At 73.2% G+C, this 17,170-nt stretch carries 1 protein-coding gene (running past both ends of the window); it reads left to right on the top strand.

This entire window lies inside a single protein-coding gene on the top strand: locus ACIQD6_RS07130, encoding a type I polyketide synthase (RefSeq protein WP_401879089.1). The 39,663-nt coding sequence extends 20,428 nt beyond the window's left edge and 2,065 nt beyond its right edge, so the window shows coding positions 20,429–37,598 (codon 6,810, partial, through codon 12,533, partial); the first codon wholly inside the window starts at position 3. Both the start codon and the stop codon lie outside the window.

Consider the following 17,170-nt stretch of genomic DNA (forward strand, 5'->3'; position numbering starts at 1 on the left):
CCGAGCAGTTCTGGGACCTCATCTCCTCCGGCGTGGACGCGGTCTCGGAGTTCCCGGTCAACCGTGGCTGGGACGCCACGGGCCTGTACGACCCGGATCCGGACCGCAGCGGCACCACGTACTCCACGCAGGGCGGGTTCCTGCACGAGGCGGGCGCGTTCGACCCGGTCTTCTTCGGGATCTCGCCGCGCGAGGCGCTGGTCATGGACCCGCAGCAGCGGCTGCTGCTGGAGGCCGCATGGGAGAGCGTCGAGCGGGCCGGGATCGATCCGGCCGCCCTGCGCTCCACGCTGACCGGCGCGTTCATCGGCTCCAGCTACCAGGACTACGGGCGCGGCGCCGGGGACGGCACCGAGGGGCACATGGTCACCGGGTCCATCCCCTCCGTCCTGTCGGGCCGGGTGTCGTACGTGCTCGGGCTCGAAGGCCCGGCGGTCACGGTCGACACCGCCTGCTCGTCCTCGCTGGTCGCCCTGCACCTGGCCTGCCAGAGCCTGCGCGACGGCGAGAGCACGCTCGCGCTGGCCGGTGGCGTCACGGTGATGACGACACCTGACTCGTTCGTCGCGTTCAGCCGTCAGCGCGCGCTCGCTCCCGACGGCCGCTGCAAGGCGTTCTCCGAAGGCGCGGACGGCATGGCGCTCGCCGAGGGTGTCGGACTGCTGCTGGTCGAGCGGCTGTCGGACGCGCGGCGCAACGGGCACCCGGTACTCGCCGTGATCAGGGGCTCCGCGATCAACCAGGACGGTGCTTCGAACGGTCTCACCGCCCCCAACGGCCCCTCGCAGCAACGCGTGATCCGCAAGGCGCTGGCCACCGCCCGGGTCTCGGCCGCCGAGATCGACGCGGTGGAGGCACACGGCACCGGCACGCCGCTCGGCGACCCGATCGAGGCCCAGGCGTTGCTCGCGACGTACGGCCGGGACCGGGCCCCGGAGCGGCCGGTGTGGCTGGGCTCGGTGAAGTCCAACATCGGGCACACCCAGTCGGCGGCGGGTGTCGCGAGCGTCATCAAGATGGTCATGGCGCTGCGACGGGGCGTCCTGCCCCCGACCCTGCACGTGGATACGCCGTCGTCGCGCGTGGACTGGTCCTCCGGCGCCCTCCGGCTGCTCTCCGAGCCGATGCCGTGGCCGGAGACCGAGGCCGGGCAGCCGCGCCGGTGCGCCGTGTCGTCGTTCGGAATCAGCGGTACGAACGCTCACGCGGTGCTGGAACAGGCCCCCGTGGAGGCCGAAGCCGAGCGTTCCCCCATTCCTGACGCCCCCGACGCACTCGCCCCCGACGCCCTTGCTCAGGATGACCTCGCCCCCGTCACGCGGCTCACCGGCTCCGGACCGGCCGTCGTTCCGTGGGTGCTGTCGGCACGTGACGGAGCCGCGCTGCGGGACCGGGCAGCCGCCCTCGTATCGCACCTCGACGAGGAACCAGCGCACCCGGACGAGGAGTCGGCAGAACTCGACACGCGGTCGGCGAACATCGGCCTGTCGCTGGTGACCTCGCGGTCGCTCTTCGAGCAGCGCGCGGTCGCCGTCGGCGCGGATTCCGCCGAACTGGCAGCCACACTGGCCACGTTCGCCGAGGAAGACCCGTCGGCTCCCGTTGTCCGAGGCGAGGCCGACGTCGACGGGAAGACGGTGTTCGTCTTCCCCGGGCAGGGCACGCAGTGGGCGGGCATGGGCGCCGCTCTCCTCGACCGGTCACCGGTGTTCGCGGAGCGCTTCGCCGAGTGCGCGGCGGCCCTGGACCGGTTCGTGGACTGGTCGTCGGAGGATGTCGTACGGCAGAAGCCCGGCGCGCCGACCCTGGAACGTGTCGACGTCGTGCAACCGGTGTCGTTCGCGGTCATGGTGGCGCTGGCGTCCGTGTGGGAGTCGTACGGCGTCGTCCCGGACGCGGTCGTCGGCCACTCGCAGGGCGAGATCGCTGCGGCGGTCGTCTCGGGTGCGCTGTCCCTGGAGGACGGCGCCCGCGTGGTGGCGTTGCGCAGCCAGGCCATCGGCCGGCGCCTCGCGGGGCGCGGCGGCATGATGTCCGTGGCGCTGTCCGCCGACGAGGCACAGGACCGGCTGGACGCGTCGTGGGACGGGCGGCTGTCGGTCGCGGCCGTCAACGGCCCTGGTTCCGTGGTGGTGTGCGGCGATCCCGAGGCGCTGGACGAGTGCTTCGCCCGCCTGACCGAGGACGGCGTACGGGTGCGGAAGATCGCGGTGGACTACGCCTCGCACTCCGCGCACGTCGAGGATCTGCACGACGAGCTGCTCACCGAGCTGGCGCCGGTCACCCCGCGCGCCTCGCTCGTACCCCTGCTCTCCACCGTGACCGGCGACTGGCTCGACACGAGCGGCATGGACGCCGCGTACTGGTACCGCAACCTCCGGCAGACCGTGCGCTTCGCGCCCGCCGTCGCGCGGTTGCTGGAAGAGCAGCACCGCGCGTTCATCGAGGTCAGCGCTCATCCGGTGCTGACCATGGGTGTCCAGGCCCAGATCGAGGAAGCCGACGTCCCGGCCGTCGCCGTCGGCACGCTGCGCCGTGGCGAGGACGGGACGCGCCGCGTGTTGACCTCGCTCGCCGAGGCCTTCGTACGGGGCGTGAACGTCGACTGGACCGCTGCCTTCGGCCCGGCGGCGAAGCGGGTCGACCTGCCCACGTACCCGTTCCAGCACCAGGAGTTGTGGGTACGGCCCGGCGAGGCGGAGCGGACCGGGACGGCCGACCCGGCGGACGCGGCCTTCTGGTCCGCCGTCGAGCGGGCGGACCTCGCGGGCCTCACCGAGAGCCTGAATGTCGACGAGGACGCGCTCGCCGCGATCCTCCCCGGACTCACCGCCTGGCGTCGGCGCAGGCACGAGCAGTCCACCGTGGACGACTGGCGCTACCGGGTCAGCTGGACGCCGCTGCCCGCCCTGCCCCGGGCGACGCTCTCGGGTACGTGGCTGGTTGTCACCGCCGAGCCCGAGCCCGAGGCCGTGTCCGAGTCCGATTCCGAGGCCGTGTCCGGAGCCGAGGTCGGCAAGGGCAGCGGCGCGGATGTGGTGGCCGCGCTTCAGGCGCACGGTGCGCACGTGCGTCGGCTGACGCTGGACGAATCCTGCCTGGACCGCGAGGTGTTGGCGTCCCGGCTGACGGGCGCGTGCGAGAGCACCGACCCGTCCGCTTTGGGCGGAGACGCCACCGACGCCGGACCTGTCGCCGGGATCGTCTCCCTGCTCGCCGCCGCCGAGGAGCCCTGCGCGGCGTATCCCGAACTCGCCACCGGTACGGCCCTCACCGTCGCCCTCGTACAGGCCCTGGAGGACACCGGCGCCGAGACGCCCCTGTGGTGCCTGACCCGGGGCGCGGTCTCCACGGGCCGTTCCGACCGGGTCATCCGCCCGGTCCAGGCCCAGACGCTCGGCATCGGCTGGACCACTGCGCTGGAACACCCGCGTTTCTACGCCGGCGCGATGGATCTGCCGGAGGTCGTGGACGACCGGGCAGGACAGCGGCTCGCCGCCGTACTCGCAGGAGCAGGAGCAGGAGTACGGACAGACGCGGCCGAAGCGGCCGGGGCCGGCGGCACACTCGGCGAGGACCAACTCGCCCTCCGTGCCTCCGGCGTGCTGACCCGGCGCATCGTCCGCGCCCGTACCGGCGATCACGAACCGCGCGGAACGTGGTCGCCGCGCGGCACGGTGCTGGTCACCGGCGGCACCGGCACGCTCGGCCCGCACGTCGCCCGCTGGCTGTCGGGCCAGGGCGCCGAGCGGATCGTCCTCGTCAGCCGCCGGGGCCCCGACGCGCCCGGCGCCGCCGAACTGGTCGACGAACTGGCAGTGCAGGGCACCGACGTCACCGTCGCCGCCTGCGACATCACCGACCGCGAGGCCTTGGGCGCGCTGCTGGACCGGCTGACAGCCGACGGCCACACCCTGCGCACCGTCATCCACGCCGCCGCCGTCATCGAGCTGCACACCCTGGCGCAGACCGACATGGCGGCGTTCGCCAGGGTCATGCACGCCAAGGTCGCCGGCGCGCGGAACCTGGACGAACTCCTGGCGGACACCGAGCTGGACGCCTTCGTCCTCTTCTCGTCCGTCGCGGGCATGTGGGGCAGTGGCCAGCACGCCGCCTACGTGGCGGGCAACGCCTACCTCGGCGCGCTGGCCATGAACCGGCGCTCCCGGGGGATGGCGGCGACCTCCGTGCACTGGGGCATCTGGGCCAACGAGATGGGCATCGGCCGGGTCGCCCCGGACCAAGTCCGGCGCACCGGCCTGGAGTTCATGGACGCGAACCTGGCGCTGACCGGGATGCGGCGCGCGATGGACGACGGCGAGACCGCGATCGCCATCGCCGACGTGGACTGGGACCGCTACTACCCGGTGTTCGGCTCGGTCCGGCCGACGGCGCTGTTCGACGAGGTGCCCGAGGTCCGGCAGCTGGTGGAGGCCGCCGAACAGCAGGCCGGGCAGGCGGGCAGGGGCGAGTTCTCGGCGAAGCTGGCCGCCCTGCCGCCCGTCGAGCGCGACCGGCTGCTGCTGGAGACCGTACGGGGCCAGGCGGCGGCCGTGCTCGGCCACAGCTCGGTCGAGACGGTGGCCGAGCGGCGCGCGTTCCGCGAGGTCGGCTTCGACTCGCTGACCGCCGTCGACCTGCGCAACCGGCTCGCCGCCATCACCGGGCTCAGCCTGCCGGCGACCATGGTGTTCGACTACCCGACCCCCGTCTCGCTGGCCGGTTTCCTGCGTGCCGAGATCAGCGGCGACCAGGGCGACCAGCCGCTGACCGCCTCCTCCGCCCCGGGCTCGGCCTCGGCGCGGACCACCGACGAGCCCATCGCCATCATCGGCATGAGCTGCCGCTACCCGGGTGAGGCCGACTCGCCGGAAGAGCTGTGGGAACTCGTCATGGGCGGTACGGACGCGATCTCCGGCTTCCCCGCCGACCGCGGCTGGTCCACCGACGCGCTGTACGACCCGGACCCGGACACCCCCGGGCGTACCTACAGCGCACAGGGCGGATTCCTGCACCGGGCCGCCGACTTCGACCCCGGATTCTTCGGAATCTCGCCGCGCGAGGCCGTGACGATGGACCCGCAGCAGCGGCTGCTGCTGGAGACGGCGTGGGAGGCGTTCGAACGCGCGGGAATCGTCCCGGAAAGCGTGCGCTCCACGCTGACCGGCGCGTTCATCGGCGCCAGTTACCAGGACTACCAGGCGAGCGGCGCGTCCGGCGGCGACGGTTCGGACGGCGTGGACGGGCACGCCGTCACCGGCACGCTCTCCAGCGTGCTGTCCGGCCGGGTCTCCTACCTGCTCGGCCTGGAGGGCCCCGCCGTCACCCTGGACACCGCCTGTTCGTCCTCCCTGACCGCGCTGCACCTGGCCTGCCAGTCGCTGCGCAACGGCGAGAGCACGCTCGCCCTCGCGGGCGGTGTGAGCCTCATGTCCACGCCGAACACCTTCATCGGCTTCAGCCGCCAGCGGGCGCTGGCTCCCGACGGCCGCTGCAAGGCGTACGGGGACTCCGCCGACGGCATGGCGCTCGCCGAGGGCGTCGGCATGGTGCTCGTGGAGCGCCTGTCGGACGCCCAGCGCAACGGGCACCCGATCCTCGCCGTGGTCCGGGGCAGCGCGGTCAACCAGGACGGCGCCTCCAACGGACTGACCGCCCCCAACGGCCCGTCGCAGCAGCGCGTCATCCGCGCCGCCCTGGCCGGCGCCGGGCTGGCGTCGGCGGACATCGACACCGTCGAGGGGCACGGCACCGGGACCGCGCTCGGCGACCCGATCGAGGCCCAGGCGCTGCTCGCGACGTACGGGCAGGACCGGGAGAGGCCGCTGCTGCTGGGCTCGGTGAAGTCCAACATCGGTCACACCCAGGCCGCTTCGGGCGTGGCGAGCGTCATCAAGATGGTGATGGCGCTGCGCCATGGTGTCCTCCCGCCGACCCTGCACGCCGACACCCCGTCGTCCCACGTGGACTGGTCGGCCGGCGCGGTGGAGCTGCTGGGCGAGCCCACCGACTGGCCCGAGACCGGGCGCCCGCGCCGCGCCGGTGTCTCGTCCTTCGGGATCAGCGGCACCAATGTGCACACCATCCTCGAACAGGCGCCGCCCGTTGACGAGTTGACGGCGGAGAGTCGTGAGAGTCCCGCGTCGGCACCCGCGCCCGCGCCCGCGCTCCACGAGGAGACCGTGCCCGTCGTGCTCTCCGGGCGTAGCGACGACGCGCTGCGGGCGCAGGCCGACCGTCTGCTCTCCCTGGTCGAGGACCGGCCGGGGACGCGCCTCACCGACATCGCGTACTCGCAGGCCCTGCACCGGTCGAGCTTCGAGCGCCGCGCGGCCGTCGTCGCCCGCGACCAGGACGGCCTGCGCCGTGGCCTGCTGGCCCTGCGCGACGGCAAGAGCGACGCGAGCGTCGTACGGGGCGGGGCCGGCGGAGGCACGGGCCAGGGCCGCCTCGCCTTCCTGTTCACCGGACAGGGGGGCCAGCGCCCCGGCATGGGCCGTGAGCTGTACGAGCGGTTCCCGGTCTTCGCCGATGCCCTGGACGCCGTACTGGCCCACCTCGACACCGAGTTGGCCAGCCCCCTGCGCGAGGTCATGTTCGCCGCCGACGGGACACCCGAGGCGGCGCGGCTCGACCGGACCGGCCACACCCAGCCCGCGCTGTTCGCGATCGAGGTGGCGCTCTTCCGGCTCCTCGAATCCTGGGGTACGGCCCCCGACTACCTCGCCGGGCACTCCGTAGGGGAACTCGCCGCCGCACACGTCGCGGGTGTGTTCTCACTCGCGGACGCCTGTGCGCTGGTCGCCGCGCGCGGCCGGCTGATGGAGGAACTGCCCGCCGGCGGGGCGATGGTCGCCGTCGAGTCCACCGAGGACGACGTCACCCCGCTGCTCACCGACCGGGTCTCCCTCGCGGCCGTCAACGGCCCCTCGTCACTGGTGATCTCCGGGGACGAGGACGCCGTCGAGGAGATCGCGGCCCAACTCGCCGCGCGCGGCAGGCGGACCAAGCGGCTCCGGGTGAGCCACGCCTTCCACTCGCCGCACATGGACGCCATGCTGGACGACTTCGCCGCCGTCGCCGCCCGCGTCTCCTACCACCCGGCGTCGATCCCCCTCGTCTCCACCGTGACCGGCGAACTCGCCACCGACGAGGAACTGTGCTCGCCGGACTACTGGGTACGGCATGTCCGCGGCACCGTACGGTTCGCCGACGGGGTGACCACACTCGCCGAGCGGGGCGTACGCACCTTCGTCGAGGTCGGCCCGGACGGCGTGCTCAGCGCGATGACCCGGGAGTGCCTGGACGACGAGGCGCGAGCGCGCACCACGGTGATACCGGCGCTGCGCCGGGACCGTGACGAGGTGCTCGCCGTCACCGCCGCACAGGCGGGCGTCCATGTGGCGGGCGTGCCCGTGGACTGGTCCGGCTTCTTCGCCGGAACGGGCGCGCGACGGATCGAACTGCCCACCTACGCGTTCCAACGGCAGCGGTTCTGGGCGGAACCGGCGCTCGTGGCCCCGGGCCCCGGCCCCGCCGCTTCGGAGGACGCGGCGGACACCGTGTTCTGGTCCGCGGTGGAGCGCGAGGACGCGGACTCGCTGGCCGCCACGCTGGACCTGGACGCCGAGGCGGCGAGCGTGCTGACGCCCGTCCTGTCCTCGTGGCGCCGTCGCCGCCGTGCCAGGTCGACGGTGGACGCGCTGCGCTACCAGGTGGTCTGGAAGCCGACCAGTGCCACGTCGATGTCCCGGGCTCTGCCGGGCCGGTGGCTCGTCCTCACCCCCGCCGGGTCCGAGGACGACGCATGGGTGACCGCCGTGATCGACGGACTCGGCGCGCGGACCGTACGCGTCGAGGTCGCCGGGGCGGACGCGGACCGGGAGGACCTCGCGGGCCGACTGCGGGACGAGGACGGTGAGTTCGCCGGAGTGCTGTCCCTGCTGGCCCTCGGCGACGGCGATTCGTTCAACGCCGATTCGTTCGATGGTGATTCGGTCGACGGCGATTCGCTCGACGGCGATTCGCTCGACGGCGACTCGTTTGACGGTGGCCTGGCCGACGGCGGTCACTTCGGCGCCGGGGGCGCCTCCGCCCGTACCGCCGCCGTGTTCCAGGCCCTCGGCGACGCCGGGATCGACGCACCGTTGTGGTGCGCCACCCGGGGCGCCGTGTCGGTCGGCCGCTCCGAGCCCGTGCACCGGCCCGCCCAGGCCGCCGTCTGGGGCCTGGGCCGTGTCGTAGCCCTCGAACACCCCGGCCGCTGGGGCGGGTTGATCGACCTGCCCGAGCGGATCGACCAGGCCACGGTCCGTCGGCTCCGGGGCGTGCTGGCGGGCACCGGCGAGGACCAGGTCGCCGTACGCGCCTCCGGCGTGTTCGCGCGCAGGCTCGCGCACAGCCCCGCGACGGCGGACCGGGCGGCGGACCGGGCGACCGAGTTCACTCCCGGCGGCACTGTCCTGGTCACCGGTGGCACCGGTGGTCTCGGTGGGCACGTGGCCCGCTGGCTGGCCAGCGAGGGCGTGCCGCATCTGCTGCTGATCAGCCGTCGGGGAGAAGACGCACCCGGCGCCGCCGAACTGCGCCGGGAACTCACCGGACTCGGCGCCCGGGTCACCGTCGCGGCCTGCGACGCCGCCGACCGGGACGCCCTCGCCGCCGTCCTCGCCGACATCCCCGAGGACCTTCCGCTCACCGCCGTCGTCCATACCGCCGGTGTGCTCCAGGACCGCGTCGTCGACGACCTGACACCGGACGACTTCGCCGCCGTACTGCGTGCCAAGGCCGTCTCGGCGCGGAACCTCGACGTACTGACCGAGGACGCCGAGCTGTCGGCGTTCGTCCTCTTCTCGTCCACAGCGGGTGTCATCGGCGCGGCCGGACAGGGCAATTACGCCGCCGCCAACGCCTACTTGGACGCCCTCGCCGAGCACCGCAGGTCCCGTGGCCGCACCGCTGTCTCGATCGCCTGGGGCCCCTGGGCCGGATCCGGCATGGTCAGCGGTACCAGTGGCACCAGCAGTATCGGCGGCACCAGCGACACCAGTGGTATCAGCGGCACTGGCGGCACCAGCGGTCCCGACGAGGTGGCCGACATCGAACGCCGCGTCCGGCGCGGCGGATTCACGCCCCTCGACCCGGACCTCGCCGTCTCCGCCCTCCGCGCGGCCGTCGAACACGACGACTCCACGCTCACCGTCGCCGACATCGACTGGGACCGTTTCGTCCCCGCCCATACCTCCGCCCGGCCCGCCCCGCTCGTCAGCGACCTGCCCGAGACGCGGCGGATCCTCGCCAACGGCGGTGGCACCGACGCCGCTCAGGCACCCGGCGAGTCGGAACTGCGCGAACGGCTTGCGGGCATGCCCGACGCCGAACGCGGCCGATTCCTGCTCGACCTGCTGCGCACCCAGGTCGCCGCGGTCCTCGGCCATACCGACCTACGCGCCGTCGAGGCCGACCGTAGCTTCCGGGACCTCGGTTTCGACTCGCTGACCACACTGGAGCTGCGCAACGGAATCGCCGCGGGCACCGGCCTGACCCTGCCCGCCTCACTCGTCTACGACTACCCGACCCCGCAGGAGCTGGCCGACTTCCTCCTCGCCGAACTGCTCGGATCGCTGCCGGAACACACGGCACCCGACGCCCCGGCGAGGGGACCGGCCACCGCCCACACGGCCGACGACCCGATCGCGATCGTCGGCATCGGCTGCCGCTTCCCCGGCGGCGTGACCTCCCCCGACGACCTCTGGGAGCTGCTCGCCGAGGGCCGCGACGCGATCTCGCCGTTCCCCACCGACCGGCACTGGGACCTGGACGCGCTCGCGGCCGGGGCCTCCACCACCCGCGAGGGCGGATTCCTCAGTGGTGTGGCCGACTTCGACGCCGGATTCTTCGGAATCTCCCCGCGCGAGGCGCTGGCCATGGACCCGCAGCAGCGGCAGCTGCTGGAGACGTCGTGGGAAGCGCTGGAACGAGCCGACATCGACCCCGGTTCGCTGCGCGGGAGCGCGACGGGAGTCTTCGTCGGCACCAACGGCCAGGACTACACCGACGTACTGCGCGGCGGCTCCGAGGACGTCCAGGGGTACGCGGCCACCGGCAACACCGCGAGCGTCCTGTCGGGACGTGTGTCGTACGTACTCGGGCTCGAAGGCCCGGCCGTCACGGTCGACACCGCCTGCTCCGCCTCGCTGGTGGCCCTGCACTGGGCCACCCGGGCGCTGCGCGGCGGCGAGTGCTCGCTGGCGCTCGCGGGAGGCGTGTCGGTGATGTCGCGGCCCGACGCCTTCGTGGAATTCAGCGCTCAGGGCGGCCTCGCCCCCGACGGCCGCTGCAAGCCGTTCTCCGGCGACGCGGACGGCACCTCCTGGTCGGAGGGCGCCGGCGTGCTCGTCCTGGAACGGCTCTCCGACGCCCTGCGCAACGGGCACGAGGTCCGCGGCATCGTCCGGGGCACCGCCGTCAACCAGGACGGTGCCTCCAACGGCCTCACCGCCCCCAACGGCCCGTCGCAGCAGCGGGTCATCCGGCAGGCGCTGGCCGACGCGGGACTCGACCACACCGACATCGACGCTGTCGACGCGCACGGTACGGGTACGACGCTGGGCGACCCGATCGAGGCGCACGCGCTGCTCGCGACCTACGGGCAGCACCGCGAACGCCCGCTGCTGCTGGGCTCGGTGAAGTCGAACCTCGGCCACACCCAGGCCGCGGCCGGCGCCGCCGGCGTCATCAAGATGGTCCTGGCGATGCAGCGGGGCACCCTGCCGAAGACGCTCCACGCGGACGTCCCCTCCCCGCACATCGCCTGGGCCTCCGGCGAACTCGACCTGCTCACCGCGCCCACCGCGTGGCCCGAGACCGGCGGGCCGCGCCGGGCGGGCGTATCGGCGTTCGGCATGAGCGGTACGAACGCCCACGTCATCATCGAGCAGGCACCGAGCGCGCCGCCTGAGCCCGAAGACACCGAAGACACCGAAGGTCCTCACCATCCGGCGAGCAACCGGGCCGTGCTGCCCTGGGTCGTCTCGGGCAAGACCGCCGAGGCGCTCAACGCCCAGCTCACACGCCTCGCTTCCTTCACCGGGCGCCACCCCGAACTGCCCGCCGCCGACATCGCCCACTCACTGGCGACGGCCCGCTCCGCCTTCGCGCACCGCGCGGTACTGCTGCCCGCCGAGGACGGAACGACGGAGATCGCGCGCGGCGTCGCACGCGGCGCGCGCGGCCCCGTCGCCTTCGTCTTCTCCGGTCAGGGGAGTCAGCGGCTGGGGATGGGACGGGAGTTGTACGAGCGGTTCCCGGTGTTCGCGGAGGCGTTGGACGCGGTGCTGGCCTGCTTCGACACCGTGTCGGATCGTCCGTTGCGGGATGTGATGTGGGGTGATGCTCCGGAGGTTCTGGAGCGTACGGGGTGTGCGCAGCCGGCGTTGTTCGCGGTGGAGGTGGCGCTGTTCCGGCTCGTCGAGTCGTGGGGTGTGGTGCCGGATTATGTCGCGGGTCATTCGATCGGCGAGGTGGCGGCGGCGCATGTGGCGGGGGTGTTCTCGCTGGAGGATGCCTGCCGGTTGGTGGCCGCGCGTGCGGCGCTGATGGATGGTCTGCCGGCTGGTGGTGCCATGGTGGCGGTGGAGGCCGCCGAGGACGAGGTCACCTCGCTGTTGACCGAACGGGTGTCGATCGCTGCGGTCAATGGTCCGGAGTCGGTTGTCGTCTCCGGCGATGAGGACGCTGTCCTCGCGCTCGCGGATCATCTTGCGGGGCTCGGGCGGCGGACGACGCGTCTGCGGGTGTCGCACGCCTTCCATTCGGTGTTGATGGAGCCGATGCTCGGGGAGTTCCAACAGGCCTTGTCCGCGCTGGAGTTCCATGCGCCGCAGATGTCCGTGGTGTCGAATCTGACGGGTGTCTTCGCCACGGCTGAGGAGTTGTGCTCGCCGGAGTACTGGGTGCGGCACGTCCGCGAGACCGTCCGCTTCGCCGACGGCGTACGCACCCTGCACGACGCGGGCGTGAGCGCGTACGTCGAACTCGGCCCCGACGGCGCCCTGTCCGCCGCCATGGCCCGGCTCGTCGAAGGACCGCCGGTCGTACCGGTGCTGCGCCGCGACCACGGCGAGGAAACCGCGCTGGTGACCGCCCTGTCCCGGCTCCATGTGCACGGCGTCGCCATCGACTGGCGCGCGTTCTTCGCCGGGACGGGCGCGGAACGGGTCGCTCTGCCGACCTACGCCTTCCAGCGGCGGCGGTTCTGGCCCGAACCGGCGCCGACGGCCCAGGCTGATCCTGCCGACCCGGCCGACGCCGAATTCTGGTCGGCCGTCGAGCGCGAGGACTTGGGTGCGCTGACGGCGACGCTCGGCCTCGAAGGCGACGCGGCGACGGCGATCGCCCCGGCGCTGACCGCGCTGTCGTCGTGGAACCGGCGCAGGCGCGAGGGCGCCGTCGCGGACGGCTGGCGGTACCGGGCGAGCTGGGAGCCGGTGACCGTACGGGACACGGTGGCCGCGCTGGACTCGGCAGCCGTACGAGACACGGATACCGAGCGGGACACGGAGGCCGCGCCCGGCCCCTGGCTGGTGCTCGCGGAGGCCGAGGACCCGTGGGCCGTCGCCATCGCCGGGGCACTGGGCGACGAGGCCGCGCACGTGGCCCGCCGGGTGGCCGACATCGACCGTACGGACTTCGCCGGTGTGGTCTCGCTGTCGGCCTCGCCCGAGGCCGGACCGCTGGAGCTGCTGGAGGAACTGGCGGCGGCCGGGATCACCGCGCCGCTGTGGTGTGTCACCCGGGGCGCGGTGAAGGCGCTGCCCGAGGACCGGATCGAGGACCCGCGCCAGGCGGCGCTGTGGGGCGCGGGACGAGTGGCCGCCCTGGAGCACCCCGAACGATGGGGCGGCGTCATCGACATGGCGGTGGAGGAGCCGGACGAGCCGGACGAGCGCCCAGGCCCTGACTCGCAGGACTCTTCGAGCCCGGAACGCCTGGCATCGCACCTGGCAGAGCACCTGGCGGCACACCTGACGGAGCGCCTCGCGGCCGAGGGAATGGGCGAGGGAACCAACGGGTCGCGGATCGACCGCGCCGGTGAGTACGAGATCGCGCTCCGCCCCTCCGGGGCATTCGCCAGGCGTCTCGTCCGTGCCGAGGCACCCACCACGACCTGGACCCCCTCCGGTACCGCACTGGTCATCGGCACCGGCCCCATCGCTCTGCGGGTGGCGCGCCGGCTGGTCCTCGAAGGCACCGAACACCTCGTCCTCATCGGCCGTGACACCTCGACGGCGGCGGAACTCGAAGCCGAACTGGGCTCCAGGGCAACGGTGTTGGCCTGCGACACCGCCGACCGCGACCAACTGGCCGTCGTACTCGACGCCCTCCCGGACGGCGCGCTCACCACCGTCGTACACGCGGAGGAGCCCGCCGGCGACACCCTGGACCAGGCGCTGGCCGGGGTGACCCATCTCGACGAACTGCTCACCGGCCGGGAGCTGGAAGCGTACGTACTGTTCAGCTCGGTCGCCGGAGTGTGGGGTGTACGGGGCCGGTCCACCGAGGCGGCGACGGGCGCCGTCCTGGAGGCCATGGCGCAGCGACGGCGCGACCGTGGCACGGCCGCGCTGTGCGTCGCCTGGGGTGCGTGGGAGGAAGCCACCGAGCGGTCCCTCACCGGCCATCTGCGGGCCAGCGGACTGCCCGTACTGCCCACGGACACGGCGCTCGTGGCACTCGGCCGGGCGGTCGCGGGCGGCGAGGCGTCGCTGACCCTGGCCGACGTGAAGTGGGAGGTCTTCGCTCCCGCCTTCGCCGAAGCCGGCACCGGCGCGCTGCTGGCCGGTCTGCCGGAGGCCCGCGCGGCGCTCGCCGCCGCCGACCGGGACCGGGACCGGGGGGACGGCGGCGAGGCCGCCGGGGGAGCGGGAACCGCCACGACCGAGCTTCGGGACCGGCTCCTGGGCCTGCCCGAGGCCGAGCGTTTCGGCGAACTGCTCACCCTGGTCCGCGAGGAGAGCGCCCTGGTGCTCGGGCACACGGACGCGCGCGCCGTGGAGGCCGGTCTGCCGTTCCGGGACCTCGGGTTCGACTCGCTGACGGCCGTCGACCTGCGCAACCAGCTCACCCGGGCGACCGGACTGAGGGTGCCCGCCACCGCCGTGTTCGACTTCCCGACCCCGATCGAACTGGCCGAGCATCTGCTGGCCGGGCTGCTCGGCGGGCGGACCGCCCCCGGGGCCCCGGCCGTCCCGGCGCCGCCGGACGTCCGTACGGCCGACGACCCGATCGTGATCGTCGGGATGAGCTGCCGGTTCCCCGGCGGGGTGCGGTCGCCGGAAGACCTCTGGGCACTGGTCATGGACGGCACCGACGCCGTCGGCGACATGCCCGTGGACCGTGGCTGGGACTTCGACGCCCTGCTCGACGGGGGCGGCTCCGGAGGCAGCGTCACCCGCAGCGGAGGCTTCCTGCACGACGCGGCCGACTTCGACCCCGGCTTCTTCGGGATCTCCCCGCACGAAGCCCTCGTCATGGACCCGCAGCAGCGCCTCGTACTCGAATCCGCCTGGGAGGCGCTGGAAGGAGCCGGTATCGACCCGGCCACGCTGCGCGGGACCGACGCGGGCGCGTTCGTCGGCGGCGGCAGCGGCGACTATCGCCTGCCGGAGCATCTGGGCCGGTGGGAGACCGCGCAGTCGGCGAGCCTCCTGTCCGGCCGACTGGCCTACACCTTCGGTCTCCAGGGCCCCACCGTCTCCGTCGACACCGCCTGCTCGTCGTCGCTGGTCGCCCTGCACCTCGCCGCGCAGGCACTGCGGTCGGGGGAGTGCTCGGTCGCGCTGGCCGGCGGTGTGACCGTGATGTCGACCCCGGTCGGCTTCGTGGAGTTCAGCGCCCAGGGCGCGCTCTCGCCGGACGGCCGCTGCAAGGCGTTCTCCGAGGACGCGGACGGTACCGGCTGGGCCGAGGGCGTGGGCATGCTGGTGATCGAACGGCTCTCGGACGCACGCCGCGAAGGCCACCCCGTGCTGGCCGTGCTCCGTGGCTCGGCGATCAACCAGGACGGCGCGTCCAACGGCCTCACCGCCCCGAACGGCCCGTCCCAACAGCGAGTGATCCAGCGGGCGTTGGCGAGCTCCGGGCTCGCCCCCGCCGATGTCGACGCGGTCGAGGCGCACGGTACGGGTACGACGCTGGGCGACCCGATCGAGGCCCAGGCGCTGCTGGCGACCTACGGGCAGGACCGGGAGCGTCCGTTGCTGCTGGGCTCGGTGAAGTCCAACATCGGTCACACCCAGGCCGCCTCGGGCGCCGCGGGCGTGATCAAGATGATCCAGGCGCTGCGGCACGGCCTGCTGCCGAAGACCCTGCACGCCGACACCCCCTCGTCCCACGTGGACTGGAGCGCGGGCGCCGCGCGACTGCTGACCGAACCCGCCGCGTGGCCGGACTCCGGCCGCCCGCGCCGGGCCGGTGTCTCCTCGTTCGGCGCCAGCGGGACGAACGCGCACGTGATCCTGGAGCAGGCGCCTCAGGAAGAGATGCCTCAGGGACAGACGCCTCAGGAAGGGACGATCTCGGGAGAGACGGGCGAGACCGTACCGGTCCTGCTCTCCGCCCGCACACCGGACGCACTGCGCGCGCAGGCTCGTCGCCTGCTCACCCATGCCGAGGCCCGTCCCGGGCTCGGGCTCGCCGACCTGGCGTACTCGCTGGCCACCACCCGCGCGCTGTTCGAGCACCGGGCCGCGCTTCCGGCCACCGACCGCGGTGAACTGCTGGCCGCGCTGGCCGCGCTCGCCGACGGCGGGGACGGCCCGCACATCCTCCGCGCGGACGCCCCTCGGACGGGGAAGCTGGCCTTCCTCTTCTCCGGGCAGGGGAGTCAGCGGCTGGGTATGGGGCGGGAGTTGTACGAGCGGTTCCCGGTGTTCGCGGAGGCGTTGGACGCGGTGCTGGCCCGCCTGGACACCGTGTCGGATCGTCCGTTGCGGGATGTGATGTGGGGTGATGCTCCGGAGGTTCTGGATCGGACGGGGTGTGCGCAGCCGGCGTTGTTCGCGGTGGAGGTGGCGCTGTTCCGGCTGGTCGAGTCGTGGGGTGTCGTGCCGGATTATCTGGCGGGTCACTCGGTGGGCGAGATCGCTGCCGCGCATGTGGCGGGGGTGTTCTCGTTGGAGGATGCCTGCCGGTTGGTGGCCGCGCGTGGGCGTTTGATGGATGGTCTGCCCGCTGGTGGTGCGATGGTGGCGGTCGAGGCCCCGGAGGACGAGGTCGTCCCGCTGCTGGATGCGGGAGTGTCGATCGCGGCGGTGAATGGTCCGGAGTCGGTCGTGGTGTCCGGGGATGAGGATGCCGTTCTCGCGCTCGCGGATCGTTTTGTGGGGCTGGGGCGGCGGACGACGCGTTTGCGGGTGTCGCACGCGTTCCATTCGGTGTTGATGGAGCCGATGCTCGGAGAGTTCCAACAGGCTTTGTCCGGGCTGGAGTTCCATGCGCCGCAGATATCGGTGGTGTCGAATCTGACGGGTTCCCTCGCCTCCGCCGAGGAGTTGTGCTCGCCGGAGTACTGGGTGCGGCACGTCCGCGAGACCGTCCGTTTCGCCGACGGCGTCCGCACCCTCGCGGACCGCGACGTCACGACCCTGCTGGAACTCGGCCCCGGCAACACACTGCTGGGCATGGCCGCCACCACACTGCCCGAGGGCGTGGCCACGGTGCCGACCCTGCCCCGCGAGAGGCCGGAACAGGAGTCCGTCGCGACGGCCCTGGCCCGGTTGCGCCTGAGCGGTGTCGCGGTCGACTGGCACGCGTACTTCGCGGACGGCGCGCGGCGGGTCAAGCGGGTGAACCTGCCGACGTACGCCTTCCAGCACGAACGGTTCTGGCCGGAGGCCGTGCCCGCGCCCCGTACCGGCGAACGAGCCGGGTCGGGAAGGGCCGACGACGCCTTCTGGGAGGCCGTCGAGGGCGAGGACTTCACCGCGCTCGAATCGACGCTGAACGTCGAAGGCGACGCCCTGTCCCGGGTCCTGCCCGCGATGCTGGACTGGCGCAGGCAGCGCCAGGAGGAGTCCACGGTGGACGGCTGGCGCCACCGGATCATCTGGAAGCCGCTCTCCGGCGCGCCGGCCGAGCGCCCGGCCGGGAGCTGGCTCGCCGTCGTCCC

Source organism: Streptomyces sp. NPDC088400 (genome assembly GCF_044753355.1).
In the GTDB taxonomy this organism is placed as follows: Bacteria; Actinomycetota; Actinomycetes; order Streptomycetales; family Streptomycetaceae; genus Streptomyces.